General features: G+C 60.5%; 28 protein-coding genes. 23 read left to right on the top strand and 5 right to left on the bottom strand.

Features of this window, described 5'->3' with window-relative positions; translation table 11 throughout:
* The first annotated feature begins 100 nt into the window (after window positions 1–100).
* The 13 genes from V5E99_RS12175 to V5E99_RS12115 all read left to right on the top strand — a co-directional run bounded on the left by V5E99_RS12175 (window position 101) and on the right by V5E99_RS12115 (window position 13,678).
* Window positions 101–706 (top strand): DUF4823 domain-containing protein, encoded by a 606-nt coding sequence (locus V5E99_RS12175; RefSeq protein ID WP_499802657.1) that lies wholly within the window; start codon window positions 101–103, stop codon window positions 704–706.
* 16 nt (window positions 707–722) lie between these two features.
* Entirely contained in the window at window positions 723–1,283 is a 561-nt protein-coding gene (locus V5E99_RS12170) for a DUF1285 domain-containing protein (protein WP_499802656.1), read from the top strand.
* A 208-nt stretch (window positions 1,284–1,491) separates the two neighbouring features.
* Window positions 1,492–2,208 (top strand): FadR/GntR family transcriptional regulator, encoded by a 717-nt coding sequence (locus V5E99_RS12165; RefSeq protein WP_499802655.1) that lies wholly within the window; start codon window positions 1,492–1,494, stop codon window positions 2,206–2,208.
* 133 nt (window positions 2,209–2,341) lie between these two features.
* Window positions 2,342–3,217 (top strand): SMP-30/gluconolactonase/LRE family protein, encoded by an 876-nt coding sequence (locus V5E99_RS12160; protein WP_499802654.1) that lies wholly within the window; start codon window positions 2,342–2,344, stop codon window positions 3,215–3,217.
* 198 nt (window positions 3,218–3,415) lie between these two features.
* Window positions 3,416–4,234, top strand: a complete 819-nt coding sequence (locus V5E99_RS12155) for an SDR family oxidoreductase (RefSeq protein WP_499802653.1) — start codon at window positions 3,416–3,418, stop codon at window positions 4,232–4,234.
* A 129-nt stretch (window positions 4,235–4,363) separates the two neighbouring features.
* The gene (locus V5E99_RS12150; RefSeq protein ID WP_499802652.1) at window positions 4,364–5,368 is read left to right on the top strand and encodes a substrate-binding domain-containing protein; all 1,005 of its coding nucleotides are present in this window, start codon (window positions 4,364–4,366) and stop codon (window positions 5,366–5,368) included.
* 64 nt (window positions 5,369–5,432) lie between these two features.
* Complete coding sequence (gene araG / locus V5E99_RS12145) at window positions 5,433–6,974, top strand: L-arabinose ABC transporter ATP-binding protein AraG (RefSeq protein ID WP_499802651.1); 1,542 nt, start codon at window positions 5,433–5,435, stop codon at window positions 6,972–6,974.
* Between the two features lie 12 nt (window positions 6,975–6,986).
* The gene (gene araH / locus V5E99_RS12140) at window positions 6,987–7,955 is read left to right on the top strand and encodes an L-arabinose ABC transporter permease AraH (protein ID WP_499802650.1); all 969 of its coding nucleotides are present in this window, start codon (window positions 6,987–6,989) and stop codon (window positions 7,953–7,955) included.
* Window positions 7,956–8,201: 246 nt separating this feature from the next.
* On the top strand, window positions 8,202–8,879 hold the full coding sequence (locus V5E99_RS12135) for a GntR family transcriptional regulator (RefSeq protein WP_499802649.1): 678 nt from the start codon (window positions 8,202–8,204) through the stop codon (window positions 8,877–8,879).
* Window positions 8,876–9,874 carry an ADP-ribosylglycohydrolase family protein gene (locus V5E99_RS12130; protein WP_499802648.1) on the top strand — a complete coding sequence of 333 codons (999 nt, stop codon included), beginning with the start codon at window positions 8,876–8,878 and terminating at the stop codon, window positions 9,872–9,874. The genes V5E99_RS12135 and V5E99_RS12130 overlap by 4 nt, the downstream gene beginning before the upstream one ends.
* A gap of 183 nt (window positions 9,875–10,057) precedes the next feature.
* Window positions 10,058–11,524, top strand: a complete 1,467-nt coding sequence (locus V5E99_RS12125; protein WP_499802647.1) for a purine-cytosine permease family protein — start codon at window positions 10,058–10,060, stop codon at window positions 11,522–11,524.
* Window positions 11,517–12,446 (top strand): PfkB family carbohydrate kinase, encoded by a 930-nt coding sequence (locus tag V5E99_RS12120; protein ID WP_499802646.1) that lies wholly within the window; start codon window positions 11,517–11,519, stop codon window positions 12,444–12,446. Before V5E99_RS12125 ends, V5E99_RS12120 begins: the two co-directional genes overlap by 8 nt.
* Before the next feature lie 260 nt (window positions 12,447–12,706).
* On the top strand, window positions 12,707–13,678 hold the full coding sequence (locus tag V5E99_RS12115; RefSeq protein WP_499802645.1) for a DUF3829 domain-containing protein: 972 nt from the start codon (window positions 12,707–12,709) through the stop codon (window positions 13,676–13,678).
* Window positions 13,679–13,912: 234 nt separating this feature from the next.
* Here V5E99_RS12115 and V5E99_RS12110 read toward each other — a convergent pair whose 3' ends face one another.
* The 4 genes from V5E99_RS12110 to V5E99_RS12095 all read right to left on the bottom strand — a co-directional run bounded on the left by V5E99_RS12110 (window position 13,913) and on the right by V5E99_RS12095 (window position 16,608).
* A complete protein-coding gene (locus tag V5E99_RS12110) occupies window positions 13,913–14,167 on the bottom strand; it encodes a hypothetical protein (protein WP_499802644.1) in 255 nt (84 codons plus the stop codon).
* Window positions 14,168–14,220: 53 nt separating this feature from the next.
* Entirely contained in the window at window positions 14,221–14,556 is a 336-nt protein-coding gene (locus V5E99_RS12105) for a hypothetical protein (RefSeq protein WP_499802643.1), read from the bottom strand.
* Window positions 14,557–14,639: 83 nt separating this feature from the next.
* A complete protein-coding gene (locus V5E99_RS12100) occupies window positions 14,640–15,842 on the bottom strand; it encodes an MFS transporter (protein ID WP_499802642.1) in 1,203 nt (400 codons plus the stop codon).
* Between the two features lie 112 nt (window positions 15,843–15,954).
* Window positions 15,955–16,608 carry an HD domain-containing protein gene (locus V5E99_RS12095; RefSeq protein ID WP_499802641.1) on the bottom strand — a complete coding sequence of 218 codons (654 nt, stop codon included), beginning with the start codon at window positions 16,606–16,608 and terminating at the stop codon, window positions 15,955–15,957.
* Between the two features lie 137 nt (window positions 16,609–16,745).
* Between V5E99_RS12095 and V5E99_RS12090 the strand changes: the two genes are divergently transcribed.
* From V5E99_RS12090 to V5E99_RS12050, 9 genes are all read left to right on the top strand, one after another.
* On the top strand, window positions 16,746–17,228 hold the full coding sequence (locus V5E99_RS12090) for a GNAT family N-acetyltransferase (protein ID WP_133838361.1): 483 nt from the start codon (window positions 16,746–16,748) through the stop codon (window positions 17,226–17,228).
* 218 nt (window positions 17,229–17,446) lie between these two features.
* The gene (locus V5E99_RS12085) at window positions 17,447–17,941 is read left to right on the top strand and encodes a PAAR domain-containing protein (RefSeq protein ID WP_499802640.1); all 495 of its coding nucleotides are present in this window, start codon (window positions 17,447–17,449) and stop codon (window positions 17,939–17,941) included.
* Between the two features lie 5 nt (window positions 17,942–17,946).
* Window positions 17,947–18,678, top strand: coding sequence for a hypothetical protein (locus V5E99_RS12080; RefSeq protein WP_499802639.1), 732 nt, complete (start codon window positions 17,947–17,949; stop codon window positions 18,676–18,678).
* A 6-nt stretch (window positions 18,679–18,684) separates the two neighbouring features.
* On the top strand, window positions 18,685–19,182 hold the full coding sequence (locus V5E99_RS12075; RefSeq protein ID WP_499802638.1) for a hypothetical protein: 498 nt from the start codon (window positions 18,685–18,687) through the stop codon (window positions 19,180–19,182).
* 273 nt (window positions 19,183–19,455) lie between these two features.
* Window positions 19,456–20,448, top strand: coding sequence for a 2-dehydro-3-deoxygalactonokinase (locus tag V5E99_RS12070; RefSeq protein ID WP_499802637.1), 993 nt, complete (start codon window positions 19,456–19,458; stop codon window positions 20,446–20,448).
* 19 nt (window positions 20,449–20,467) lie between these two features.
* Window positions 20,468–21,088 (top strand): 2-dehydro-3-deoxy-6-phosphogalactonate aldolase, encoded by a 621-nt coding sequence (locus tag V5E99_RS12065; protein WP_499802636.1) that lies wholly within the window; start codon window positions 20,468–20,470, stop codon window positions 21,086–21,088.
* 47 nt (window positions 21,089–21,135) lie between these two features.
* A complete protein-coding gene (gene dgoD / locus V5E99_RS12060; protein WP_090186690.1) occupies window positions 21,136–22,284 on the top strand; it encodes a galactonate dehydratase in 1,149 nt (382 codons plus the stop codon).
* A 168-nt stretch (window positions 22,285–22,452) separates the two neighbouring features.
* A complete protein-coding gene (locus tag V5E99_RS12055; protein ID WP_499802635.1) occupies window positions 22,453–23,763 on the top strand; it encodes an MFS transporter in 1,311 nt (436 codons plus the stop codon).
* 60 nt (window positions 23,764–23,823) lie between these two features.
* Window positions 23,824–24,630: an IclR family transcriptional regulator gene (locus V5E99_RS12050; RefSeq protein ID WP_499802634.1), complete on the top strand. Its 807-nt coding sequence runs from the start codon at window positions 23,824–23,826 to the stop codon at window positions 24,628–24,630.
* Window positions 24,631–24,634: 4 nt separating this feature from the next.
* On the opposite strand, the gene V5E99_RS12045 is transcribed toward V5E99_RS12050, so the two are convergent.
* Window positions 24,635–25,687, bottom strand: a complete 1,053-nt coding sequence (locus V5E99_RS12045) for an NAD(P)-dependent alcohol dehydrogenase (protein ID WP_499802633.1) — start codon at window positions 25,685–25,687, stop codon at window positions 24,635–24,637.
* Window positions 25,688–25,867: 180 nt separating this feature from the next.
* On the opposite strand from V5E99_RS12045, the gene V5E99_RS12040 reads away from it, so the two are divergent.
* The gene (locus V5E99_RS12040; protein ID WP_499802632.1) at window positions 25,868–26,758 is read left to right on the top strand and encodes an AraC family transcriptional regulator; all 891 of its coding nucleotides are present in this window, start codon (window positions 25,868–25,870) and stop codon (window positions 26,756–26,758) included.
* Window positions 26,759–26,899 lie beyond the last annotated feature (141 nt).

Below are 26,899 nucleotides of genomic sequence, written 5' to 3'. Positions count from 1 at the left end.
GCGATTGCACTCTATAAAGCGAAGATAATCTTGAGCTGGCGCGGAAGCTGCATCCAACGCCCATTCGCCGGTTTTCCGTCACCGGCCTCTGGAGGGTAGGATGCGTAGCCTGGTTTTGCTGCTGGCCGTTATGGCGCTTGGCGGCTGCATGAATGTCAGCGATATGGGCGAAGGTGTTCGCTACCACATGAGCGACGCGGGCCTGTTGGATCACAGCAACAGTCAGCGCGTGAACAACTTCCGCATTCAGCCGGACTCGTTCATCTACATTGCCCAGGGTGCCTTCGCGCCGCCGGGCAGTGCCTATCCGCGACCGAACGTGGTCGCTGAAACCGCCTTCGACGGCTTTATCGAATACTTCCCGATGGTCCGCCGTGCCCGTGCGCCGGAAGGCCTCGATGCGGCCATGGGTGAAGCCCGGGCCGCCGGCGCGCATTACCTGCTCTACACCCGTTTTGCCAAGGCTGACGACCGCATCGGCAACTCCGACGAATGGCTCGACCAGGAAGCTGTGGATCGCCTCGGTCTGGACAGTGGCGTGATTCAGATCATGTTGATCGAGACCAGCACCCAGTATTTGATCGATACTGCACGGATCAAGAGTCGTGGCGGTTTACTGACGTTCCACGACACCAAGCCAGAAGACTTGCTGGGCCCGCCGCTGGAGCAATACGCTCGTGGTCTGTTGGGGCTCAGCGACCAGTAATTCCAAGGAGATCGCCATGAGTGGCCCGCAAAAAGCCGTCGACCTGCTGGGGCAAATCCCCAAAACCAAAGGCTTGCCGCCGGTCCACTTGTGGAACCCCGACTTCTGCGGCGACATCGACATGCGCATCGCCCGCGACGGCACCTGGTACTACTTGGGCACGCCGATCGGGCGCAAGCCGATGGTCAAGTTGTTCTCCACCATCATCCGCCGCGACGGCGATGATTATTTCTTGATCACCCCGGTCGAGAAAGTCGGTATCAAGGTCGATGACGTGCCGTTCGTGGCGATTGCCGTCGAGGTGGACGGCGAGGGTGAAGCTCAGGTCTTGCGCTTCACCACCAATGTCGATGAGACGGCCGAGGCGGGCGCGGAACATCCCATTCGCGTGATGATTGATCCGCTGACCGAGGAGCCTGCGCCCTACGTGCATGTACGCACCAACCTTGAAGCGCTGATCCATCGCAATGTGTTCTACCAACTGGTGGAGCTGGCGGTAAGTCGTGAAATCGACGGGCAGCGTTGGTTGGGCGTATGGAGTGGCGGGACGTTTTTCCCTATCGGTCTCGAGCCGTAACCGAATCTGAATGTGGAAGCGGGCTTGCTCGCGAAGGCGTCGTGTCAGTCAACCTATCAATCAACTGACAGACCGCTTTCGCGAGCAAGCCCGCTCCCACATAGGTTTTTTGCGGCCTGCTGAAAAACCAAATTGACAGCCAATCGTATGATGATTAGCGTGGGCCTCCATCGCGAACGGTTTTTGCCGTCCCTGCCCCGAGGTTTTCATGTCCAGCAGTTTTCATGCGTCGACGGTTGATTGGTTGGGCGGTTGGATTGCCGCCGGGCAGGTCAAGCCCGGCGAAACCATCAAGGTTGAAGCTGACCTGGGCCAGCAGCTCGGGGTCAGTCGCACGGTGATCCGCGAAGCCATCAAGACCCTAGTCGCCAAAGGCATGCTTGAAGTCGGGCCGAAAGTCGGCACGCGGGTACTGCCGGTGCGGCGCTGGAACCTGTTTGATCCGCAGGTCGTCGGCTGGTTGTCTCGCAGCGGATTGCCGGAAAACTTCGTCGACGACTTGCTCGACCTGCGCCGCACCATCGAACCCATGGCGGTGCGCTGGGCTTGCGAGCGGGCCACTGTCGAGCAGGTGCAAGCCATCCTCCAGGCGTACAACGCGCTGGAGCGGGCCGTGGACAGCGGCATCGACTACAACCGCGCCGACCAGTTCTTCCACGAATGCATCCTCGCCGCCAGCCACAATCAATTCATCGAACAAATGGTTCCGGCCCTCGGTGCGCTGCTGGCCGTGTCCTTCGAAGTGTCCGCCGCCGACCCGGATGAACTCCGTCGCACGCTACCGATCCACAAAGACATGGCCGACGCCATCGCTGCCCGGGATGCCGCGCGGGGTGTGTGGGCCTGCATGACCCTGATCGACAACGCCGACCTGGCGATCAAGCGTTTCTACCCGCAAGTCATGGCCGACAAAAAGGCCGGTTGATCCCACAAATCCCCCTGTGGGAGCGGGCTTGCTCGCGAAGGCGTCGGCAAATCCGACATCAATGTCACAGACCCACCGCTTTCGCGAGCAAGCCCGCTCTCACCTTTAAAACAAGAACAATGCAGGAGGTTTCATGACGTGGACTGCGGTTACCGAACACCGGGCCGGACTGGGTGAAGGCCCATTCTGGGATGCGCCGACCCAGGCGTTGTACTGGGTGGATATCGCCGGCAAGCAAGCGCTGAGATTGATCGGCAATAACGTGCAGATCTGGCAAATGCCCGAACACGTGTCCGCCTTCATTCCCTGCGAAAGCGGCGATGCGCTGGTGACCCTGAGCAGCGGCGTGTATCGGCTGGATTTGGACTCGCCGGGGCTTGAGCCACGGCTGACCTTGCTCTGTGTCGCCGACCCACAACCGGGCAACCGACCCAACGAAGCCCGCTGCGATGTGCTGGGCCGGCTCTGGCTCGGCACCATGCAGAACAACATCGGTGAGCAGGGCGAGGACTTGCCCATCGAGCGCCGTTCCGGTGGCCTGTTTCGTATAGACCGCGATGCACGGGTCACGCCGTTGCTCCGAGGGTTGGGCATTCCCAACACCCTGTTGTGGAGTGATGACCTAACCCGCGTGTATTTCGGCGACAGCCTCGACAGCACGCTCTATCAACATGTCATCCGCACCGATGGCAGCCTTGAGCCGGCGCAAGTGTGGTTCGGCCCTCACCAACGCGGCGGCCCGGACGGCTCGGCGATGGATGCGCAGGGCTACCTGTGGAACGCACGGTGGGACGGTAGCTGTCTGCTGCGGCTGAATCCCGAGGGCCACGTTGATCGAGTCATCGAACTGCCCGTCAGCCGCCCGACCAGTTGCGTGTTCGGCGGTGAAGACCTGAAAACCCTCTACATCACCAGCGCCGCGAGCCCGCTCAATCATCCACTGGACGGAGCGCTGCTCTCGATGCGGGTCGATGTGAGTGGAAAAGCCTGTACGAGGTTTGCCGGTTAAATCCCAAAATATGGGATGTAAAATTATATATTGAGATTATTTGGCGGTCGGGTTTATAGTCGGCTCCATCAGTGACACGCACTCACACTTAAAAAAACAAAACAGGTGAAGTGATGCAGGGATTTCCCCAACAGTTTTTTGACCGGACATCGACAGATGCCCGGTTTTTGTCGTGCCTGCAAAAAGGAGTCTTGATCCATGGCTGAACCTCTTTCCCTGCCACCGGTGCCCGAGCCGCCGAAGGGCGAGCGACTGAAAAACAAAGTCGTGCTGCTGACCGGCGCGGCCCAAGGCATCGGCGAAGCAATCGTCGCAACCTTTGCGTCCCAGCAAGCCAGGCTGATCATCAGCGACATCCAGGGCGAGAAAGTCGAAAAAGTGGCGGCCCAGTGGCGGGCCAAAGGCTTCGACGTCCAGGCGATCAAGGCCGACGTGTCCAACCAGCAAGACCTGCACGCCATGGCCAAATTGGCCATCGAACGGCATGGCCGGATCGACGTTTTGGTCAACTGCGCCGGGGTCAACGTGTTCCGCGATCCGCTGGAAATGACCGAGGAAGACTGGCGCCGCTGTTTCGCCATTGACCTGGATGGCGCCTGGTACGGTTGCAAAGCCGTGTTGCCGCAGATGATCGAGCAGGGCATCGGCAGCATCATCAACATTGCCTCGACCCATTCCACCCACATCATTCCCGGCTGCTTCCCTTACCCGGTGGCCAAGCACGGCTTGCTCGGCCTGACCCGCGCCCTCGGCATCGAATACGCGCCCAAGGGGATTCGCGTCAACGCCATCGCCCCGGGCTACATCGAAACCCAACTGAACGTCGATTACTGGAACGGTTTTGCCGACCCCCACGCCGAACGTCAGCGGGCCTTCGACTTGCACCCGCCGCGCCGGATCGGTCAGCCGATGGAAGTGGCGATGACGGCGGTGTTCCTGGCTAGCGATGAAGCGCCGTTCATCAATGCCTCGTGCATCACCATCGATGGTGGTCGCTCGGTGATGTACCACGACTGAACAAACGGAATTCAGGCGCGGAACTCCGTCTGAAATCCAATCATCATACGATATGACTATTGGCTACACGGTTTGACCGCTGCATCGGCTTTCAAATAACGCTCAAAAAAAATAACAAGGAGTCAGCTTATGAATCGTCGTCGTGGAATCCGTTCCCTGTGTTGTGCCGCCCTGGCGGTCACGGCGGTCAGCCTGAGCAGTTCGCTGCTGGCGACCGAGCAAGTGAAAATCGGTTTTCTGGTCAAGCAGGCGGAAGAGCCCTGGTTCCAGACCGAATGGGCCTTCGCGGAAAAGGCCGGGAAAGACAAGGGCTTTACCGTGATCAAGATCGCCGTGCCTGACGGTGAGAAAACCCTTTCTGCCATCGACAGCCTGGCCGCCAACGGCGCCAAGGGCTTCGTCATCTGCCCACCGGACGTCGGCCTCGGCCCGGCTATCGTGGCCAAGGCCAAGGCCAACGGTTTGAAAGTGATGGCGGTCGATGACCGGTTTGTCGATGCCAACGGCAAGTTCATGGAGGACGTGCCTTACCTCGGCATGGCGGCGTTCGAAGTCGGCCAGAAACAGGGCGCCGCCATGGCCACTGAAGCTAAAAAGCGCGGTTGGGACTGGAAAGAAACCTACGCGGTGATCAACACCTTCAACGAACTCGACACCGGCAAGAAACGCACCGACGGTTCGGCCAAGGCCCTGGAAGATGCAGGCTTCCCGAAAGACCACATCCTCTTCACCGCACAGAAAACCCTCGACGTCCCCGGCAGCATGGACGCCACCAACTCGGCCTTGGTGAAACTGCCCGGCGGCGCGAAAAACCTGATCATCGGCGGCATGAACGACAACACCGTGCTCGGCGGCGTGCGCGCCACCGAAAGCGCCGGATTTGCCCCGGCCAACGTGATCGGCATCGGCATCAACGGCACCGACGCCATCGGCGAACTGAAAAAGCCTAACAGCGGTTTCTTCGGCTCTATGCTGCCGAGCCCGCACATCGAGGGCTACAACACCGCCGCGATGATGTACGAGTGGGTCACCACCGGCAAAGAACCGCCGAAATACACCGCCATGGACGACGTGACGCTGATCACGCGCGAGAACTTCAAGCAGGAACTGGAAAAGATCGGCCTGTGGAACTGACGGCCGGTTGATTTCATCGGCGGCCCTGGCAACAGGGCTGCCTGATCTGTGTGATGAGGTGGTTATGCAAGCGCAAACACAAACACAAGAACACGTCGGCGGCAGCTTGCGCTTCAACGGGATCGGCAAGACCTTTCCCGGGGTGAAGGCGCTGGACGGCATCAGCTTCGTCGCGCATCCGGGGCAGGTGCATGCCTTGATGGGCGAGAACGGCGCCGGCAAATCCACGCTGCTGAAAATCCTCGGCGGCGCGTACATCCCGAGCAGTGGCGACCTGCAGATCGGCGAGCAGACGATGGCCTTCAAATCCACCGCCGACAGCATCGCCAGTCGCGTCGCGGTGATTCACCAGGAGTTGCATCTGGTCCCGGAAATGACCGTCGCGGAAAACTTGTTCCTCGGGCATTTACCGGCCAGTTTTGGCTTGATCAATCGCGGTGCGTTGCGCCAGCAAGCGTTGGCCTGCCTCAAGGGCCTGGCGGATGAAATCGACCCGCAAGAGAAAGTCGGGCGCCTGTCCCTCGGTCAGCGGCAACTGGTGGAAATCGCCAAGGCCTTGTCCCGTGGTGCGCATGTGATCGCTTTTGATGAGCCGACCAGCAGCCTCTCGGCCCGGGAGATCGATCGCTTGATGGCGATCATCGGTCGGCTGCGGGACGAGGGCAAAGTGGTGCTCTACGTGTCCCATCGCATGGAAGAAGTGTTCCGCATCTGCGACGCGGTGACGGTGTTCAAGGACGGCCGCTTCGTGCGCACCTTCGAGAACATGAGCGAGTTGACCCACGACCAATTGGTGACGTGCATGGTCGGTCGCGACATCCAGGACATCTACGATTACCGCCCACGCCAGCGTGGCGCGGTCGCATTGAAAGTCGATGGATTGCTCGGGCCGGGCCTGCGTGAGCCGGTGAGTTTCGAGGTGCACAAAGGCGAGATTCTCGGGTTGTTCGGACTGGTCGGGGCCGGGCGCACCGAGCTGTTCCGCATGCTCAGCGGCCTGACCCGCAACAGCGCCGGGCGCCTGGAACTGCGCGGCCATGAACTGAAACTGCGTTCACCCCGCGACGCGATCGCCGCCGGGATTCTGCTGTGCCCCGAGGACCGCAAGAAGGAGGGCATCATGCCGCTCTCCAGCGTGGCCGAGAACATCAACATCAGTGCGCGCGGCGCCCATTCGACCTTCGGTTGCCTGTTGCGCGGCTTGTGGGAAAAGGGCAATGCCGACAAGCAAATTGCCGCGCTGAAAGTGAAGACGCCCAGCGCGTCGCAAAAAATCATGTACCTGTCCGGCGGCAATCAGCAGAAGGCCATTCTCGGTCGCTGGCTGTCGATGCCAATGAAAGTCCTGTTGCTCGACGAACCGACGCGCGGCATCGACATCGGGGCGAAAGCCGAGATTTACCAGATCATCCATAACCTCGCGCAAAGCGGGATCGCGGTGATCGTGGTGTCCAGCGACTTGATGGAAGTCATGGGCATTTCCGACCGCATCCTGGTGCTGTGCGAAGGCGCGCTGCGCGGTGAACTGTCTCGCGATGAGGCCAACGAATCCAACCTGCTGCAACTGGCTTTGCCGCGCCAACGCGCTGACGGCGTGGCGAACTGAGAGGTGACTATGATGACAACCCAAAACAATGCTCTGCCCACCCCGCGCAAACCCCTGGACCTGCGGCGGTTTCTTGATGACTGGGTGATGCTGGCGGCGGCCATTGGGATTTTCCTGGCGTGCACCCTGTTGATCGATAACTTTTTGTCGCCGTTGAACATGCGCGGTTTGGGTCTGGCGATTTCCACCACCGGGATTGCCGCGTGCACCATGTTGTATTGCCTGGCGTCCGGGCATTTCGACTTGTCGGTGGGGTCGGTGATTGCCTGTGCCGGGGTGGTCGCGGCGGTGGTGATGCGCGACACCGACAGCGTGTTTCTCGGGGTGGTCGCAGCGCTGTTCATGGGGCTGGTTGTCGGGTTGATCAACGGGATTGTGATCGCCAAGTTGCGGGTCAATGCGTTGATCACGACGTTGGCGACCATGCAGATCGTGCGGGGCTTGGCGTACATTTTTGCCAACGGTAAAGCGGTGGGCGTGTCTCAGGAGCAGTTCTTCGTGTTCGGCAACGGTCAGTTGTTCGGCGTGCCGGTGCCGATCCTGATCACCATTGTGTGCTTCCTGTTTTTCGGCTGGCTGCTGAACTACACGACTTATGGGCGCAACACCATGGCCATCGGCGGCAACCAGGAAGCGGCGCTGCTGGCCGGGGTCAACGTGGACCGGACCAAGATCATCATCTTCGCCGTGCACGGTTTGATCGGCGCGTTGGCCGGGGTGATCCTGGCGTCGCGCATGACCTCGGGTCAGCCGATGATTGGCCAGGGTTTCGAGTTGACGGTCATCTCCGCGTGCGTGTTGGGCGGGGTGTCGCTGAGCGGCGGGATCGGCATGATCCGGCACGTGATTGCCGGGGTGTTGATTCTGGCGATCATCGAGAATGCGATGAACCTGAAGAACATCGACACGTTTTATCAGTATGTGATTCGCGGTTCGATTCTGTTGTTGGCGGTGGTGATTGACCGCCTGAAACAACGCTGAAATTTTTGTTGATCTGACTGACCCCTTCGCGGGCAAGCCTCGCTCCTACAGGTTATGTGTCGGCTGGCATTTAACTTGTAGGAGCGAGGCTTGCCCGCGAAGGCTTTGTAGCTGACACACTCCATTCCTTGCATCGCCATCGCCACCTCCCGTCACCTCCCTTAAAAAATCCCTTGCCCGCCCGACCCTGTTTCGGTTATCACTTTGTACATGATTAGACAGGTTCGATTTGACAAGAAACAACGGGTGGTCGACGAGCTCATCCGGCGCATCGAAAGCGGCCTCATGGAGGACGGCTTTCTGTTGCCGGGCGAGCATCAGTTGGCTCAAGAATTCAAGGTCAGCCGCGGCACGCTGCGTGAAGCCCTGGCCGAATTGAAGAGGCGCAACTACATCGCCACGCAAAGCGGTGTCGGCTCCATCGTCACGTTCGACGGTGTGGTGCTCGATCAACGCAGCGGCTGGGCCCAGGCCCTGGCGGACAGCGGGGCGTTGATCAACACCGAAGTGCTGCGGCTCGAAGCGGTCAGTCGTCCTGACCTGTTGTCGCGGTTCGGCACCGAGAAGTTCATCACCCTCGACCGCCGCCGTCGTTCCAACGACGGCACGCTGGTGTCCCTTGAACGTTCATTGATGCCCGCCACCGGAGGCCTGGAAAGCCTGCCGCGAGTGGGCCTGATTGATAACTCGCTGACCATCACCCTGGCGGCCTACGGCTACATCGGCGAACGCGGCGATCAATGGATCGGCGCCGAACCCTTGAGCGCCGACGACGCCGAGTTGCTTGGCCGGCCAGTGGGCACGGTGTTTCTCAAAGCCTTGCGCACCACCTACGACCGTCAGGGCCGGTTCATGGAACAGGTCGAAAGCTTGCTTGACCCGGTGCACTTTCGTCTGCACCTGCAATTTGGAGAAGCAAAATGACCGCGCTCAACCGTGCCCTGGGCGCGTTCTACGGCTTGGCGCTGGGCGATGCCCTGGGCATGCCGACCCAATCCCTGAGCCGCGCCCAGATCAAGGCGCGCTTCGGTGAAATTACCGACTTGCAAGATGCCGGCCCCGATCAACCGATCGCCGCCAACATGCCCAAGGGCTCGATCACCGACGACACCGAACAGGCGATCCTGGTCGGCCAGTTGCTGATCGAAGGCGAAGGCCGGATTGAACCCGCGTTACTCGCCCAGCGATTGATCGAGTGGGAAGCGGAGATGCAGGCCAAGGGCTCCCAGGATTTGCTCGGGCCTTCGACCAAGCGCGCGATCGAGATGATCCTCGCCGGTCATTCGCCCGAAGAAGCGGGGCGCTACGGCACCACCAACGGCGCGGCGATGCGCATCACCCCGGTGGGGATCGCGGCGGATGTCGCCGACCCGGAACGCTTTATCAAAGCTGTGGTGCAAGCCTGCCAGGTCACCCACAACACCACGCTGGGGATCTCCAGCGCGGCGGCGGTGGCGGCGGTGGTGTCGGCCGGCATCAATGGCATGGACCTGGGCGAGGCCTTGAACCTGGGCATGCACATCGCCCAGCAAGCGGAAAGCCATGGCCACTGGGTCGCGGGCGGACGGATCGCCTCGCGGATCAGTTGGGCACGGACCATCAGCGTCGACAGCGACAAGGCCTTGCTGGCCGACTTGCTCTACGACGTGATCGGCACCTCGGTGGCCTCCCAGGAATCGGTGGTGGTCTCGTTTGCCCTGGCCCAGCAAGTGGCCATTGGCGAGATGAATGCCTTCGACGCGGTGTGCATGGCCGCGAGCCTGGGCGGTGACACCGACACCATTGCGGCGATTCTCGGCGCGATGCTCGGGGCTTGCCTGGGCATGGAGAGTTGGCCGGCGGCGATGATCGAGAAGGTCAAAACCGTGAATGGCCTGGAGCTGGAACCCCTTGTGAAAGGACTCCTCACCTTGCGCTGAGGTGTACGCAACAAACCTGTAGGAGCTGCCGAAGGCTGCGATCTTTTGATCTTGGCAGCCTTGAGGCAGCTGTAAATCAAGAGCAAAAGATCGCAGCCTTCGGCAGCTCCTACATGGGGTTGCGCAGGTCACTTAGAAATCCGTCTGCCCACAACCAAAACAATGGCAACAGGAGCATCCATCATGAGTTCATCGAACGCCGGGCCAAGCGCCGGACAACTGGAAACCCGAGGCATCGAACCGGTGCCGGAAAGTGAGTGCAACGGGCATCCGCTGCAACTGTTCTGGGTCTGGTTCGCCGCCAACATCTCTATTCTCGGCCTGCCGTTGGGCGCGACCCTTGTGGCTTTTCGCGGCTTGGCGATCTGGCAGGCAATCATCGTCGCGATCCTCGGCGCCGCCGGTTCGTTCGCGGTGGTCGGGATCATTTCCATCGCCGGCCGCCGTGGTCGCGCACCGAGCCTGACCCTGTCCCGGGCGATCTTCGGCGTACGCGGCAATATCGGCCCGACCGTGGTCTCGCTGATGTCGCGCCTGGGTTGGGAAACCGTCAACACCACCACCGCAGCGTTCGTGCTGCTGTCGTTGTGCTCGATCCTGTTTGGCTCGCCGGTGGAAGCGAAAAGCGCGCCGGTGTTGACGCTGATCTTCATCGCGATTTTCGTCCTGCTGACCTTGTCGGTGTCGGGCCTGGGCCACGCTACGTTGCTGGTGATCCAGAAGTGGGCGACCTACGTGTTCGGCGCGCTGAACATTCTGGTCGGTGGCTTTCTCTGTGCCACCATCGACTGGAGCGCGGTGTTCAACGCCACGCCGGCCCCGCTGAGCGCCATGATCATCGGCGTCGGCACCATGGCCGCCGGCACCGGGATCGGTTGGGCCAATGCGGGCGCCGACATGTCGCGCTACCAGCACAAAAGTGTCAAAGCCGTGCGCCTGGTGGCTTCGGCGGCCTTCGGTGCGGGGATTCCGCTGGTGCTGCTGATCACCCTCGGCGGCTTGCTGTCAGTGGGCAACAACGACCTGGCCCAAGCCACTGACCCGATCATCGCGATCCGCGACATGCTGCCGACCTGGATGGCCGTGCCGTACCTGATCACCGCGTTCGGCGGGCTGTTGCTGTCGAACAACCTGTCGGTGTACTCCGCCGGTTTGACCACGCTGACCCTGGGCCTGAAGGTCCCGCGTGTCTACGCGGTAGTGGTGGATATCGTCGCGATCTTCGCCGGTTCGATCTACTTCATGCTGATTGCCGACAGCTTCTACGGCCCGTTTATCACGTTCATTTCCCTGCTGGCGGTGCCGATCACCGCATGGGTCGGGATCTTCGTGGTTGACCTGATGCACCGGCATTACTACAGCCCCAAAGACCTGCTGGACGTGAGCCCGAGCAGCGCCTATTGGTATCGCGGCGGCATCGAATGGCGTGCCTTCGGCGCGTGGGCGTTTGCGATCGTGCTGGGCTTCAGCTTCACCACCATCGGCACCACGGCCGAAAACGTCTGGTTCCGCGGCTTCCTCTCCGACTCGTACCTGGGCCATAACGGCCTCGGCTGGATCGTGACCTTCCTGGTGGCCGGCGGGATTTACTGTGTACTCGGCGGGGCCAAGGATCGTCGTGCCGCGTTGATCGAGAATGCTCATGCCTAAGTTGTTGCACACCGGCCAGGTCATCATCGACCTGGTCATGGCCGTGGATAAACTGCCCCAGGCCGGCGGTGACGTGCTGGCGCAATCCGCCAGTTTCGAAGCCGGCGGCGGTTTCAACGTGATGGCTGCCGCCCAGCGAAATGGCTTGCCGGTGGTCTACCTCGGGCGTCATGGCACCGGGCGTTTCGGCGACCTGGCCCGGGAGGCCATGAAGGTTGAAGGCATCCGGATCGGCATCGCCCAACCCGCCGAGCGTGATACCGGTTTGTGCGTCGCCGTGACCGACGCCTCGGCGGAACGCAGTTTCATTTCCTACATCGGCGCTGAAGGCGAAGTGACGGCTGAGGACCTGGCGAGCGTGCCGGCCGAGGCGGGCGACTACGTCTACGTCAGCGGCTACAGCCTGCTGCATGTTGGAAAGGCCCAAGCGTTGGTGGCGTGGGTGTTGAACTTGCCAAAAGGGATCAACGTAATTTTTGATCCGGGCCCGTTGGTGGATTCGCCGGATGAACCGCTGATGAACGCGTTGCTGCCACGCATCGATCTGTGGACCAGTAACAGCGTCGAAGCGCTGCGGTTTACCGGGGCGTCGGACATTGATCAGGCGCTGGATCGGCTGGCCGATCATCTGCCGGCCGAGGTGTTGATGGTGGTGCGTGACGGGCCGCAAGGCTGCTGGATCAGCCAGGGTGGCGAGCGTCGGCATGTGCCGGGTTTCAAGGTTGATGCGGTGGACAGCAATGGCGCCGGGGATGCCCATGCCGGGGTGTTTGTGGCCGGGCTGGCCCAAGGGTTGCCGGCGGCGCAGGCGGCGCGGCGGGCCAATGCGGCGGCGGCTTTGGCTGTCACCCGGTGGGGGCCGGCGACTGCGCCGGGAACGGCTGAGGTGGATGCGTTGATCCGCAAGACTTTCGGCGCCTGATCTGACGCCTTCGCGGGCAAGCCTCGCTCCTACAGCTGATCAGCGTCTCAGGCTGATCAGCTGCGGTGATGCCGGCGGGCTATTTGCTATCCCATCCGAAAATTCGCACAATGCGCGCCCCCAGGAAGGGGGAAGCGTCTGACACCCTGTCAGGCCAGTTTCGTACACTCAAGGAGCGAGCCCTCGTTGCAAAACCTCTCGTTGAACACCCCCCGGCAAGCCATGCATGGCCCGCCGCGTTTTTTTATGGAAGAGAAAAAATGAATTACCGGATGATGATTGGCGCGACACTGGTCGCGACCTCCGCGTTGCTGGCCGGTTGTGGCGACAAGCCCGACGCGAGCGCCACCGCGCAGCCGAGTCAAAGCGCCGCTGAGCAGCAGCAAATCGAGAAGTACAACCTGTACGTCGATGTTGCCAACAGCCTGACGACGTCTTTCCAGGAAGCCCGGGAAAACTACCTCACTCAACAAATGCCGCTGTTGCAGGGCAAAGAAGCCCCCACGTCAATGCGCATCGAGAACGACATCCTTGTTGACCGCTCGGCTACTCAGCTGGATACCGCCGCTGCCATCGACGCCCCGATTGTTGAGATCGACGCTGCCGCCAAGGACTTTTCCGTGGCGCTCAAGGCGTTGTCGCCGCTGAGCCACGAGTTGAACAACTACGCCAATTCCAAAGGCTACCTGGCCGACAATGGCGACAAGGCTCGTCAACTGAGCAAGGACTACCTGGCGGCATTGACCCTGGTGGCTCAGAAGGAAGCGGCGTTCTACAAAGGGCTGGGTGATCGTGACCAAGCGCTGACCAAAGAAGCCTTCGACAAGGCCCCCAAGGACACCGCGGCCTACTACCGCGCCGGGCTGATTTATTACGGCAAAGTGAACAATGGCGATGCCAGCGTATTGTTTGCCGCACCCAATGACCCGGCAGCGCTGGAAGCTTTCGAAAAATCCCTGGCACTGGTCGCGGATGCGGCGACAGGCTGGAACAAGAAGGTCACCGAGCAATCGGCCAAGTCCGGCAAGAGTTGCAGCGGCGGCATGCTGGAGATCAACGATTTCCTGGGCCAGTCCCGCTCGCTGATCAAAGACATCAAGGACGGCGTATTCAAGCGTGAAGAAACCGGCATCATGGCGCGCATGAGCAGTTCGAACATCGTCAACTCGGCGAACCGCTACACCAGCAAGTACTCGAACGTGATCAACCGGTTCAATCACCCGATGTGCTGAGTGGTGACGCTTAATACATCTGACGCCTGATCGGACGTCTTCGCGGGCAAGCCTCGCTCCTACAGGTACGCGAAATCTCTTGTAGGAACGAGGCTTGCCCGCGAAGGCGCCATCAAATTCAAAGAATAATCCCGGCCCTCATCGCGCCTCGCGCAACGCCGCAAATAAAATCGCAGCCCGCACCCCGTAGGAGCTGCCGAAGGCTGCGATCTTTTGATCTTCAAACGTTAAACGTCAAACCTCCAACTTGCGCGCCGCCTCAACTCCCGCAGCACTGAGTTTTATCGGCAGGCTCAGCGAATGTTCGCCGGCCTCATTGCAGCTCACATGGCCATGCTGGATCAGCCCGCGATCCTGCAAAGTCGCGAGGGTACTGGCCACGACTTTCTCCCCCCGGTAATTGTCCAGGACCTCCTTGCCCAAACCATTCGGGTGGGCGTGCAGCAGACGGGTCAGGACTTCTTTTTCCAGATTTTTATCGACGTTCATGGTTACCTCTTTCATGGCTGTGGATAGGGTGTTGCGTCGCTCGCGTCGGCGAACTATTGGCCGGCACCTTCGGAGCCCGACCCACCGGTGGTGGTTTTCGAGCCCGTGCCGCTGCCGGCGTTATCGGGTGTCTGGGTGTCCGGCATGTTCATCCCGCCCTGACGGCCGGCATCGTTGCCCTGAAGTCGCGGATCGGTGCCTGTGGCCGTCGGCAGGCTGCTATCGATCCCCGAGCCATTGGTGTTCATGCCGGGGGCACTCTGGATGGCGGGGGCCTTGGGTTTTTCCACCGGGTCGGTCGGACCGGTGCCGGACGCCGTGGTGGCGGCGAACGCGGTGGAAGACAGCAGGGCAGCGAGAGCGAGGGCGGTCAGTCGGGACATGATCATGGTGTCGTCTCCAATTATTAGAGTCCTTACCTGATGTTGGTCCGCCCTCGATTTGGATTGGTGCCTGATGAACGACGAACGGTTCAGACGTGTTGCAGGGTTTGGGGGCTGGCGCGGCGCCAGAGCAGCCGGCCCACAGTGATCAGCCAGTTCAGCACGGCGATCAACAAAACTGTAAGCAGCAGTGTCGACATCCCGTGCTCGACGATGATCTTTCCGGCCAGCAATGGAAAGCCGAACACGCCGATAAAATACGACAGGCTGAACAGCAGCAAGGCTTGGGCGGTGGTGCCGGTCGGCGCTTCGTTCGCCGCCAGGCCGTTGATCACCGAGTAGGTCAGGCCATAGCCGACCCCGAGCGTCACCGCCGCCAACAGGTAAGTGAAGCGGCTATCGACCACGAAGCCGAACAGCACAATCGAGCCCATCATCAGCCCCGACAACAGGCATGAGGCCCTTAGCGGATCGCGCTTGACCACGAAACGGGCGATCAGCATCCGGCCGCTGATCGCCGCGCCCATGAAGCCGAAAAAGAACAACGAGTAATCCACTGAGCGCGACGTCGCATAACTGGTCTGGAAACTCGACAGACCACCAAACACGCAACCGCCGAGGCCGACCATGATGATCGGGAACAGCGCTTTGGAGGCCAGCACTTGCTTGGCTGCCCCCCAGGATATGCGCGAGACGACGGCCGAATTCGTGTGGGCGTTTTTGAGTTGCGAATCCAGCCGCCAGAACAGCAACACGCCGATCAGACTGGCCAGCGCCGCCAGGTAAAACGCCGCCGTCACCGGATAACCCAAGGCACTGGCGGCGCGACCCAGCAAGGGGCCGCTGCCGATCCCGGCCATCATGCTGCCCGACAGCAACGCAAAGTATTTGGCCCGTTGGGCCGGCGTCACCAGACTCGCCACGATGATCGGCCCCAAGGTGTAAAACACCCCCCAGCCGAGCCCCAGCAGCAGACCGAAAAACAACAGCAGATGGCCAAACCCGGGCGTCAACGCAAACCCCAGGCTGGCCGCCACCAGCAGCACGCCGAACAGCGCAATCGAACGCGCCGCGCCGAGCCGGTCTGACAGGTGCCCAGACACCATCACCGCCGCAAACGTACTGAGCATCGCCGCCGAAATCACGCTGCCGGCATCGTGCTCATTACCGCCTCGGGAACCGATCAACAACGAGAGCAAAAACGTCGAGCCATAGGACAGCGACAGCAAGTAACTGGCGAGGCAAAACAGGCCGAACAACTTGCTTGAGACCTGGGGCGGGGCGGTAGACATGAGGAGGTTCCCTGGGCGGATAAATGAGCGCTTCATCTATCTACCATGCACCGCGCCGATGTTAGGTCCGAGGTTGGTGATTTCAGGGTTAGTGGTGGCCGGAGTAATGCTTTCAGCAGACGCCGATTTCTTCCTCGAACAACTCCATAAAACCCTTGAGTCGCTGATGGCGAATCTGCGCCAGATGTTGGCCTGTGGTTGTCTGGAATCCGTCCGCCAGGTGCAGCAGCTTGGTCTGGAAATGGTCGAGGCAAAAGCGCTTGTCGTCGTAGTCACGGGCCTTGGCTTGCGGGTCCTGTGGGTCGTACAACGCGCTGCCCATGCGTCCGGCGATGTAGAAGGTTCTGGCGACACCGAGCATGCCGAGGGAGTCGAGACGGTCGGCGTCCTGCATGATCTTGGCTTCGAGGGTGGTCGGGGTGATGTTGGCGGAAAAGCTGTGGGCTTCGATGGCGTGGATGACGGCGGCGATTTTTGCGCTGGGCCAGTCCAGTGATGCGAGCACGGTCGACGCTTTCTCGGCAGCCAGCCGTGAGGCCTGGGAGCGCAGGGGCGAGTTCTTCTCCACCGCTACGCTATCGTGCAGCAGCACTGACGCCAGCAGCACTTCAAGATCCCCGCCTTCTTGCGCGTGAAGCGTGCGCACGTTGTGCCAAACCCGCTGCAAGTGCGACAGGTCGTGGGCACCGTCTTCGGCGGGTTCCAGCGCATGGGGCAGAAGTGTGTCGGCGAGGGTTTGCAGCGGGGCGAAAGCGGCGGCGGTCATAAAAATCCTTTTTGGTCATGCGCGATAAATAGGTGGGAGCCCTCCGGGCTGGCAGTAGAGTACTTTTTACTTTCCCATGTGACGAGTGCCACTCGCCGCCTTAGTATGGCGTTTTCCACTTTTGACAAGGCACGTCCATGACGATCGAGATCCGCCCGGCGACCCCCAGCGATGCACCGCAGATTCTCGCGTTCATCACTGAACTGGCCGACTACGAACGTGCCCGCCACGAAGTCATCGCCAGCGTCGCCGACATCGAGCGCAGCCTGTTTAGCGAAGGCGCCACGGCTCACGGTCTGATCTGCCTGCGGGATGGCTTGGCGATTGGCTTTGCGGTGTTCTTCTTCAGTTATTCCACTTGGCTCGGCAGCAATTGCCTGTACCTCGAAGACCTCTACATCACCCCGGAACAACGGGGCGGCGGCGCCGGCAAAACCTTGCTGCGTCACCTGGCAAAAATCGCCTGCGCCAATGATTGCGGGCGTTTTGAATGGAGCGTGCTGGACTGGAACAAACCGGCCATCGAGTTCTACAAATCCCTCGGCGCGCAGCCGCAGGAAGAGTGGGTGCGCTATCGAATGGATGGCGCGGTGCTCAGGGAGTTTGCCGAAGGGCGGTGATCGCGGTGTCGCGTGGATGTTAATTCAGTTGCCGACGGCGCCTTGGTTCTGCATGCTGTCGGCCTTTGCACGCTCATGGATGACACCCGCAATGCCTTGCACCCTGTCATCCCTCAAATTTTTCGACGATTGCCGCGGTCCGTCAGGCCCTTTGGCAATCCTGGGGTATGGCCAGCTCTCGCCATCACCTCAAAAACTCAACAGCAAGGAGCTTTGACTTGAGTGGAAAACCTGCTGCACGCGTGACCGATCCGACCGCGTGCCCTTTGCCGGGCCATGGCACCAACCCGATTGCCTCGGGTTCCCCGGACGTCTTTTTCGACGGCCTCGCGGCTGCCCGCATGACCGATAAATCCGCCTGCGGCAGCCCGATTACCGGTGCCGTGTCCGGCACGGTCTTCATCAACGGTCTCAACGCCGCCACCCTCGACAGCACCGGTGGTCATGGCAACGTGGTCATTGGCGGCTCCGGGACGGTGATCATTGGCCAAAGTGGCGGAGGGGCGCCTTTTAGCGGGTTGCTGCCGATGCCCGTTCATTTCACCGACAAGTTGCAGGTGGTCGATGAGGCGACCGGCAAACCGATTCCCGATCATCCCTACACCATTCAGCGTGGCGACGGCAGCGAAGAGCACGGGGTTACGGATGCGTCCGGGTTTACCCACACCGTCAGTTCGCATCTGGCTGAAACCATTAAATTGTTTGTGGAGTGATCGGGATGGCAGATGCGGCGCCGGCGGTGAAGGAAGAACTGCCAAAAAGAGAAGTAAAAACTCACACGTTAACGTGCAAGACCGACCAGTCCGTCAAGCCGGTTCCAGTGGCGTTGCGCGATTTGGTTATATTCTTTATTGGCGGTGCGGGCGATCAGGAAAGTTATTACGGAACGGGGCCGAACAATAATATTGACTATGTCCGCAAGATCACCATTGACGATGCAATACAGTTAAAAATATTGCAACGCTGCCCGTCCTGGCCGCTTAGTTATAACGCATTTATCAGTGATGAAGATCTCGAAAAAAACGTGCTGAGTCGCATACCTAATTGCTCCACCGCGATTTACATCGTTGGCCATAGCCTGGGCGGCTGGAACGGAGCTCACCTGTCCAGTGTGCTGACGGATAAAGGCTTTAAAGTAAAAATGTTAATGACGCTGGACCCGGTAGGTGAAGGCAAGATTGTCTACGGCATTTCAAATATCTACCGGCGCGAGCCTAAACCCAAGGCTGAATACTGGTTGAATATCCGGGCTGCCTCCGTCGACTGGAACGTCTCGGACCTGGTTGCCGATTTTGGTGAGCAGTGGGAAGTGACGCAAGGCCCTAACGTAATGGGGCGCGTTGACGTCAATCACGCGGACGCCGACAGGATGTTTTTGCAGATATTGCCCGGCGGCAAATCGGCTCGACAAATATTTTATGAATCGATTTTGAGCTATTTCAGGGAGTGAGTCCGGGTGCACAAGGTTCTTCTATTTTTATTTATATTGATGAGTGCAGGCTGTTCGTTAAATCACGGAAAACCTGAGGCAACCCTCGAGTATTCAAGTGTGGAGGAACTTCGTAGTACTGGGCTCTATCAGATTTATTTCACCTCTGACGTCGACGTTCTGCAGTTATTCAAGTCCAGGATTGGTCAGGGACTTGTTTGCGCGCTGGAAGATGACCTCGACTTTACCGAAGCACATCACATAAAACGTTCTGGTTTTGGTCTGGTAGAACCCGTGGCGGACGATCTGCCGTTACGGTTTCGCGCGAATGTCATTTTCAGTGAATCGGAAAGTGGCAAGGGCGGGGAGAATTATCTGGAAGGTGAAACTTTGATCCCGTTGTTGAAACAACGCGATTTTATTTCATGTGTCTTTAGAGTTCAGACCACAACCTACAAGACGTATTTCTCAAAGGTGATGCGCGTTCCAACCAGTGAGTTGCTGAAAGCGGCGACTAAACAGTGAACGCGAGCCCCTGCCGCAAGGCGCTTGCCACTTGCTGAAAACCTTTCGGCCGCGAGCTCATCGCAGGCCGCTCTTGATTGCCATTCCCCCTGATTGAATGACGACATCTGCGCCGCCGCCCCCCATGCGGGAGGTGGCGTCGAGTGCTGCCGGGTGTTTTTTGTTGTCGACAAAATCCCATAATGTGGGAATGATATTTATATATTGAGATTGTTCCGCGCCAGGGTTTATAGTCCAGCTCACTCACTGCCAATAAACAAAACAGGTGAAGCGATGCTGGCGCAATTGATCGCGCTCGATTGGGGGACAACCTCATTACGTGCTTACAAACTCGGCGCGGGTGGCCAGGTGCTGGAACAGCGCTCGCTGTCGTCCGGCATCATGCAATTGCCCCGCACGCCGCAAATCATCCACGGCCAGGCATGCACCGACGGTTTTGAACTGGCGTTCGATGAGGCGTGCGGCGACTGGCTCGACGCGCAGCCCGATTTGCCGGTGATCGCCTGTGGCATGGTCGGCAGTGCCCAGGGATGGCGCGAAGCGGCCTACTGCGACACGCCGGCAAACGTCGCCAATCTTGGAATTTCCCTGCAAACCGTTCGCAGCCTTCGCGGTGTCGATGTGCACATCGTGCCGGGCGTGATTCAGCGCTCGCGTCTGCCGAATGTGATGCGCGGCGAAGAAACCCAGGTCCTGGGCGTGTTGCAGAATCTGCCGGGCGGGGCGGGTAACGATCTGTTGATCGGCTTGCCCGGCAGCCATTCGAAATGGGTCGAAGTGGCCGACGGCTGCATCGTGCATTTCGACACCTTTATGACCGGCGAAGTCTTCGCCGTGCTCAGCGAACACAGCATTCTCGGGCGCACCCAGCAACAGGGTGCGTCGTTCGATGGCCCGGCGTTTGATCGCGGCGTGCAGGTGGCGTTGTCGGCGGACGGCGAGATCGGGCCATTGTCGACGCTGTTCAGTGCCCGTAGCCTCGGGCTGACCGGTGAACTCAGCGCCACGGCCCAACCGGACTACCTGTCCGGCCTGCTGATCGGCCATGAACTGACGGCCCTGGCCAGCGTTCAGCGGCGCCGTCGCAACAGCGTTCATTTGCCCTCGATCATCCTCATTGGTAACCCCCAACTCTGTGCCCGTTACAGCCGGGCCCTCGACGCCTGTGGCTTTGCCCGGGTGACCGTGGCCGAGCAGGCCACCGAGCGCGGGTTGTGGCAACTGGCGCTCGCCGCCGGACTGATCAAACAAACCCCATCCCGTTAAACCTGACTGGAGGTCTGACATGCTCAAGCAAGCCCTGGCGCAAAACGGCCTGATCGCAATCCTGCGCGGCCTGCGCCCGCAAGAGGCGGCGGCCATCGGCAACGTCTTGTATGACGCCGGATTTCGCGTCATCGAAGTGCCGCTTAATTCCCCCGAGCCGTACGAAAGTATCCGCATCCTGCGCAGTACGTTGCCCGCCGATTGCCTGATCGGCGCGGGCACGGTGTTGACGCCGGAACAGGTCGGGCAGGTGAAAGCAGCGGGCGGTCAAGTGATCGTCATGCCGCATAGCGATCCCAAGGTGTTGCGTGCGGCAAAAGCGGCGGGGCTCTACCTGTCGCCGGGTGTGGCGACGCCGACCGAAGCCTTTGCCGCACTGGCCGAAGGCGCGGACGTGTTGAAGATGTTCCCGGCCGAGCAGATGGGCCCAGCGGTGGTAAAAGCCTGGCTCGCGGTGCTGCCAGCCGGGACGATTCTGGCGCCGGTCGGCGGGATCACGCCGGACAACATGCAGGTGTTTATCGATGCCGGCGTCAAAGGCTTCGGCCTCGGTTCCGGGTTGTTCAAACCGGGCATGACGCCTGAGGACGTTGCCGTGAATGCCAAGGCTTATGTCGCTGCATGGAACGCTCTGCATTAAGACTTTTTGGCGCCGAGCGCGCTGCATCTAACAAGAGAGACAAGAAGATGAAAATCACCAAACTCACCACCTTCATCGTCCCGCCACGCTGGTGCTTCCTCAAGATTGAAACCGATGAAGGCGTGACGGGTTGGGGCGAGCCTGTAGTCGAGGGCCGCGCCCACACGGTAGCCGCGGCTGTTGAGGAATTGTCCGACTACCTGATCGGCAAAGACCCACGCAACATCGAAGACATCTGGACCGTGCTCTACCGTGGTGGCTTCTACCGGGGCGGCGCGATCCACATGAGCGCACTGGCCGGCATCGACCAGGCGTTGTGGGATATCAAGGGCAAGGCCTTGGGTGTGTCGGTCAGCGATCTGTTGGGTGGCCAGGTGCGCGACAAGATCCGCGTGTATTCGTGGATCGGTGGCGACCGCCCGGCGGACACCGCACGCGCCGCGAAAGAAGCGGTGGAGCGCGGTTTCACGGCGGTGAAAATGAACGGCACCGAAGAGCTGCAATTCCTCGATTCCTTCGAAAAAGTCGACCTGGCCCTGGCCAACGTCGCCGCCGTGCGTGACGCGGTGGGCCCGAACGTCGGTATCGGCGTCGACTTCCATGGCCGGGTGCACAAGCCCATGGCCAAGGTGCTGATGAAGGAACTTGACCCGTACAAATTGATGTTCATCGAAGAGCCGGTACTCAGCGAAAACTACGAAGCGCTGAAAGAACTGGCGCCGCTGACCAGTACGCCGATTGCGCTGGGCGAGCGGCTGTTCTCGCGCTGGGATTTCAAGCGTGTATTGAGCGAAGGCTACGTCGACATCATCCAGCCCGATGCCTCCCACGCCGGCGGCATCACCGAAACCCGCAAGATCGCCAACATGGCCGAAGCCTACGACGTGGCGCTGGCGCTGCATTGCCCGCTCGGCCCGATTGCGCTGGCGGCGTGCCTGCAACTGGATGCGGTTTGCTACAACGCGTTCATTCAGGAACAGAGCCTGGGCATCCACTACAACGAGAGCAACGACCTGCTGGATTACGTCAAGGACCCACGGGTGTTCGACTATGACAAAGGCTTCGTGAAGATCCCGAACGGCCCGGGCCTGGGGATCGAGATCAACGAGGAATACGTCATCGAACGCGCCGCCGTCGGCCACCGCTGGCGCAACCCGATCTGGCGCCATGCCGATGGCAGTTTTGCCGAGTGGTGATTTCTACCTGACCCGCCTCTTCCCCTGTAGGAGCGAGGCTTGCCCGCGAAAGCGGTGTGTCAGTCAACATCATTGCTGAATGACTCACCGCATTCGCGGGCAAGCCTCGCTCCTACAGAGGTTTGCTTCGCCCTTTGACCTCAATAACCATAAGAAGAGGCACACCCCATGCAACCGCAAACCCTCACCGGGCAGGCGTCGTTGGTGACGCCCAGTCGCAAGCGTTTTTTCATCATGGTGCTGCTGTTTATCACCGTGGTGATCAACTACCTGGACCGCAGCAACCTGTCGATCGCCGCCCCGGCCCTGACCACCGAGCTGGGCATCGACCCAATCCATGTCGGGCTGATTTTCTCCGCGTTCGGCTGGACCTACGCCGCCATGCAAATCCCCGGCGGTTGGCTGGTGGACCGCGTGCCGCCACGGATTCTCTACAGCGTCGCGCTGCTGTTGTGGTCCCTGGCCACGGTGATGCTCGGCTTCGCCGCCAGTTTCATCGCGCTGTTCGTGCTGCGCATGGCCGTGGGGGCGCTGGAAGCCCCGGCGTATCCGATCAACAGCCGTGTGGTCACCACTTGGTTTCCTGAACGCGAACGCGCCACCGCCATTGGTTTCTATACCTCCGGGCAGTTCGTCGGGTTGGCATTCCTGACGCCGGTACTGGCCTGGCTGCAGCATGAATTTGGCTGGCACATGGTGTTCGTCAGCACCGGTGTGGTCGGCATTATCTGGGCGGTGATCTGGTACGCGGTGTATCGCGAGCCACGGGATTTCAAGGGGGCCAACGATGCGGAAATCGACCTGATCCGCGAGGGCGGCGGGCTGGTGGATATCCAGGCCGAACAAGCCAAAGTCAAAGCCAAGTTCAGCTGGACCGACCTCGGGATTGTCCTGAGTAAACGCAAGCTGTGGGGCATTTACCTCGGTCAGTTCTGCCTCAACTCGACGCTGTGGTTTTTCCTGACCTGGTTCCCGACCTACCTGGTGAAATATCGCGGCATGGACTTCATCAAGTCCGGCTTGCTGGCGTCGCTGCCGTTTCTCGCGGCGTTTGTCGGGGTGCTGTGCTCGGGATTCTTCTCCGACTTTTTGATCCGTCGCGGCTACACCGTCGGGTTTGCCCGCAAGCTGCCGATCATTGGCGGGTTGCTGATTTCCACCTCGATCATTGGCGCCAACTTCGTCGACTCGACACCGCTGGTGATTGCCTTCCTCGCGTTGGCGTTCTTCGGTAACGGACTTGCCTCGATCACTTGGTCCCTGGTCTCGACCCTAGCCCCGGCGCGGTTGCTCGGGTTGACTGGCGGGGTGTTCAATTTCATCGGCAACCTGTCGGCGATTACCACACCGATTGTTATTGGCTTCCTGGCGACCGGTGATTCGTTTGCCCCGGCGATCACCTACATCGCGGTTCTCGCGTTGATTGGCGCACTTTCCTACGTGCTGCTGGTGGGGAAGGTCGAGCGTATCAAGTTGTAGTCCCGGCCGTCGGGCGACCATAATGCGGCCCGTTCACTCGCTCAACGGTAAAGGCTGGATATGCAGGAAGACGCCCCGAAAATCGCCAAGGACGCCGCGCCGACCGGCACCCAGACACTGCTTCGCGGTTTGGGTGTGGTTCAGGCCGTGGCCAGTGGTGCCCGTGATCTCAAGGAAATCGCCCGACTGATCGGCACCACGCGCAGCACCACCCATCGTCTGGCCAGTTGCCTGGTGGACGAGCGTTACCTGCGCGTCGTCCCGCAAATTGGTTATTTGCTGGGGCCGAAGCTGATTGAGCTGGGTTTTCAGGCGCGGGAAGAGTTGCCGCTGGTGACCCTGGCCGGGCCGTATCTGGATGAGTTATCGGCGTTGACCGGCGACACCATTCACCTGGCGATCCGTGAAGGCGACGAGGTGCTGTACCTGCACAAGAATCCGGGGCGAAATGGCCCGGAAATGCGTTCGCGGGTTGGCCATCGCATGCCGCTGGCGCGTACCGGGATCGGCAAGGCGTTGATGCTCGATGATGCCCAGGAAGACTGGAAACGGCTGTACGAAGTCAGCCTGCCGGCCGGTGGGAAAAGTCAGTTCTGGCCGCAGCACCCTGAGCAGTCCTGGGAGCAGTTTCAGCAGCGCATGGTCGAGTATGTGGCGGGCGGGTATGCGTTCGATCTGGAAGACAACGAACCGTCAATCCGCTGCGTGGCGGCGCCGATTCGGGACGCGAGCAAGCGCATCGTCGCCGGCATCAGCATCGCCAGTACCGTGCCATACATGCCGCTGGAAAAAATGGCCGAGCTGATTCCCCTGATCAAAGGGGTCACGGCCCGGCTCTCGGCGGAGCTCGGCGCTAAGCTGACTTAAAGGATCAGACCTTCAGCGTCGCCATGTCGATCACGAAGCGGTACTTCACATCACCGGCAATCATGCGGGTGAATGCTTCGTTGATCTGATGGATGTTGAGCATTTCGATGTCGCAGGTGATGTTGTGTTCGGCGCAGAAATCCAGCACTTCCTGGGTTTCGGCAACGCCACCGATCAGCGAACCGGCGAGCACTCGACGGCCCAATACCAGTTTGGCCGCGTGAACCGGCGGATCAACCGGCTCGATCAAACCCACCAGAATGTGCACGCCGTCGAAACGCAGGGTGTCGAGGTAGGGGTTGAGGTCGTGCTGCACCGGAATGGTGTCCAGCAGGAAGTTGAAGTGCCCGGCGGCGGCTTTCATCTGTTCGTCGTCGGTGGACACAATCACGTGGTCCGCGCCCTGACGCCGCGCTTCCTCAGCCTTGCTCGCCGAGCGGGTGAACAACGTCACTTCAGCGCCCATGGCTTTGGCGAACTTGATGCCCATGTGGCCGAGGCCGCCCATGCCGAGAATCCCCACTTTGTCGCCGGCCTTCACGCCGTAGTGCTTGAGCGGCGAGTAAGTGGTGATGCCGGCGCAGAGGATCGGCGCGGCGCTGGCCAGGTCGAGTTTTTCCGGGATGCGCACCACGAAATGCTCGCTGACCACGATGCTGTCGGAGTAGCCGCCCATGGTGTTGCTGCCATCGACCCGATCCGGGGTGGCGTAGGTCATGGTCGGGCCTTCGAGGCAGTATTGCTCGAGGTTGGATTGGCAGGCTTCACAGCTGCGGCAGGAGTCGACCATGCAACCCACGCCGACCAGATCGCCGATTTTGTGTTGGGTCACGTTCGTACCGACGGCAGTCACTTTGCCGACGATCTCGTGGCCGGGCATCAGTGGGTAAACGGCAATGCCCCACTCGTTGCGGGCCTGGTGGATGTCGGAATGGCAGACGCCGCAGTAGAGAATTTCGATGGCGACGTCGTCGGCCCGAGGGCTGCGGCGTTCGAATTTCACAGGGGCGAGGGGAGTGGTGGCCGACTGGGCGGCGTATCCGATAGCGGTGTACATGAGGAACCTCGCAAAAGCACTGACAGGTGAGGTGGGCCATTCTGGGCATCGGGCCGGGACGCGGCCATGGCGATTCCTCCGGGTGTCATGCCTAATCCTCCGGCATGTGCCTTTGATGGGTCGCACCGATCGCCAGACCTGCGATGATGGTTTCATCCCGATTTCCAAGAAGTTTTTGCCATGCTGTTGACCCGTCATCTCGATGCCAACGCGACGTTGGTTTCACTCCTGCAACCACTGACCACCCGCGACGGTTTCGCCCCGACGGCGTTGCCGGGCGTGCAGGTGTTGCGCGCCAGTTGCGATGTGGCACGCGGCCCGCAGATTTATGAGCCGAGCCTGGTGATCATCGTTCAGGGCAGCAAATTGGCGTACCTGGGCCCGCGAACCCTGGAATATGGCGCCGGGCATTACCTGATCCAGGCGTTGCCGGTGCCGTTCGAGTGCGAAACCTTTGCCGCGCCGGACGGGCCGATGCTGGGGATTTCCATCGCCATCGACCGGGTATTGCTCGGTGAGTTGGTGCTGGCCATGGGGCTGGTGTCGGGGCGCAGTATTGCGGCGCAGACGCTGGAATCCATGACCTCGACGGTGCTCGATGACGGCATGCGCGGTTGTGTGGAACGGTTACTGCGCTGCCTGCACGATCCGCTGGAATGCCAGATCATGGGCCCGGCGCGTTTGCGGGAATTGTTGTTTGTCGCGTTGCGCGGTCCCCAGGCCGATGTGTTGCGGGCGTTGGTCGAGCAGCAGGGGCAGTTCGCGCGGATTGCGGCGTCGCTCAATCATCTGCACGGGCATTTCACCGAGCCTTTGAATGTCGAGACGCTGGCCGGTTGCGCGAACATGAGTGCCTCGACTTTTCATGAGCATTTCAAGCGCAGTACGTTGCTGTCGCCGGTGCAGTATTTGAAGCGGTTGCGCTTGCTCAAGGCTCAGCAGTTGTTGATGGCCGAAGGCTTGGGCGTGGCGCAGGTGGCGCATCGGGTGGGGTATCAGAGCACGTCGCAGTTTAGTCGCGAATATAAGCGCTACTTCGAGCGGAATCCTGGAGAGGAACGGGCCGCCTGACACACCGACGATCCCCTGTAGGAGCAAAGCTTGCTCGCGATAGCGGTATGTCATCCACCATTGTTGTCGCCTGACACACCGCTATCGCGAGCAAGCTTTTGGGCGGTGATGATTTCTGAATCGTGCGCAACAAAAAGGCCC

Source organism: Janthinobacterium sp. LPB2021202312-11-4 (assembly GCF_037049705.1).
In the GTDB taxonomy this organism is placed as follows: Bacteria; Pseudomonadota; Gammaproteobacteria; order Pseudomonadales; family Pseudomonadaceae; genus Aquipseudomonas.
Note: the sequence above shows the minus strand (reverse complement) of the source record. Positions and strands in the feature narration are given on the sequence as shown.

Bases quoted from the DNA above. Each gene is read 5' to 3' on its own strand.
- V5E99_RS12175 (WP_499802657.1), top strand. From the start codon at position 101: ATGCGTAGCCTGGTTTTGCTGCTGGCCGTTATGGCGCTTGGCGGCTGC.
- V5E99_RS12170 (WP_499802656.1), top strand. From the start codon at position 723: ATGAGTGGCCCGCAAAAAGCCGTCGACCTGCTGGGGCAAATCCCCAAA.
- V5E99_RS12165 (WP_499802655.1), top strand. From the start codon at position 1,492: ATGTCCAGCAGTTTTCATGCGTCGACGGTTGATTGGTTGGGCGGTTGG.
- V5E99_RS12160 (WP_499802654.1), top strand. From the start codon at position 2,342: ATGACGTGGACTGCGGTTACCGAACACCGGGCCGGACTGGGTGAAGGC.
- V5E99_RS12155 (WP_499802653.1), top strand. From the start codon at position 3,416: ATGGCTGAACCTCTTTCCCTGCCACCGGTGCCCGAGCCGCCGAAGGGC.
- V5E99_RS12150 (WP_499802652.1), top strand. From the start codon at position 4,364: ATGAATCGTCGTCGTGGAATCCGTTCCCTGTGTTGTGCCGCCCTGGCG.
- araG (WP_499802651.1), top strand. From the start codon at position 5,433: ATGCAAGCGCAAACACAAACACAAGAACACGTCGGCGGCAGCTTGCGC.
- araH (WP_499802650.1), top strand. From the start codon at position 6,987: ATGACAACCCAAAACAATGCTCTGCCCACCCCGCGCAAACCCCTGGAC.
- V5E99_RS12130 (WP_499802648.1), top strand. From the start codon at position 8,876: ATGACCGCGCTCAACCGTGCCCTGGGCGCGTTCTACGGCTTGGCGCTG.
- V5E99_RS12125 (WP_499802647.1), top strand. From the start codon at position 10,058: ATGAGTTCATCGAACGCCGGGCCAAGCGCCGGACAACTGGAAACCCGA.
- V5E99_RS12120 (WP_499802646.1), top strand. From the start codon at position 11,517: ATGCCTAAGTTGTTGCACACCGGCCAGGTCATCATCGACCTGGTCATG.
- V5E99_RS12115 (WP_499802645.1), top strand. From the start codon at position 12,707: ATGAATTACCGGATGATGATTGGCGCGACACTGGTCGCGACCTCCGCG.
- V5E99_RS12110 (WP_499802644.1), bottom strand. From the start codon at position 14,167: ATGAACGTCGATAAAAATCTGGAAAAAGAAGTCCTGACCCGTCTGCTG.
- V5E99_RS12105 (WP_499802643.1), bottom strand. From the start codon at position 14,556: ATGATCATGTCCCGACTGACCGCCCTCGCTCTCGCTGCCCTGCTGTCT.
- V5E99_RS12100 (WP_499802642.1), bottom strand. From the start codon at position 15,842: ATGTCTACCGCCCCGCCCCAGGTCTCAAGCAAGTTGTTCGGCCTGTTT.
- V5E99_RS12095 (WP_499802641.1), bottom strand. From the start codon at position 16,608: ATGACCGCCGCCGCTTTCGCCCCGCTGCAAACCCTCGCCGACACACTT.
- V5E99_RS12090 (WP_133838361.1), top strand. From the start codon at position 16,746: ATGACGATCGAGATCCGCCCGGCGACCCCCAGCGATGCACCGCAGATT.
- V5E99_RS12080 (WP_499802639.1), top strand. From the start codon at position 17,947: ATGGCAGATGCGGCGCCGGCGGTGAAGGAAGAACTGCCAAAAAGAGAA.
- V5E99_RS12070 (WP_499802637.1), top strand. From the start codon at position 19,456: ATGCTGGCGCAATTGATCGCGCTCGATTGGGGGACAACCTCATTACGT.
- V5E99_RS12065 (WP_499802636.1), top strand. From the start codon at position 20,468: ATGCTCAAGCAAGCCCTGGCGCAAAACGGCCTGATCGCAATCCTGCGC.
- dgoD (WP_090186690.1), top strand. From the start codon at position 21,136: ATGAAAATCACCAAACTCACCACCTTCATCGTCCCGCCACGCTGGTGC.
- V5E99_RS12055 (WP_499802635.1), top strand. From the start codon at position 22,453: ATGCAACCGCAAACCCTCACCGGGCAGGCGTCGTTGGTGACGCCCAGT.
- V5E99_RS12050 (WP_499802634.1), top strand. From the start codon at position 23,824: ATGCAGGAAGACGCCCCGAAAATCGCCAAGGACGCCGCGCCGACCGGC.
- V5E99_RS12045 (WP_499802633.1), bottom strand. From the start codon at position 25,687: ATGTACACCGCTATCGGATACGCCGCCCAGTCGGCCACCACTCCCCTC.
- V5E99_RS12040 (WP_499802632.1), top strand. From the start codon at position 25,868: ATGCTGTTGACCCGTCATCTCGATGCCAACGCGACGTTGGTTTCACTC.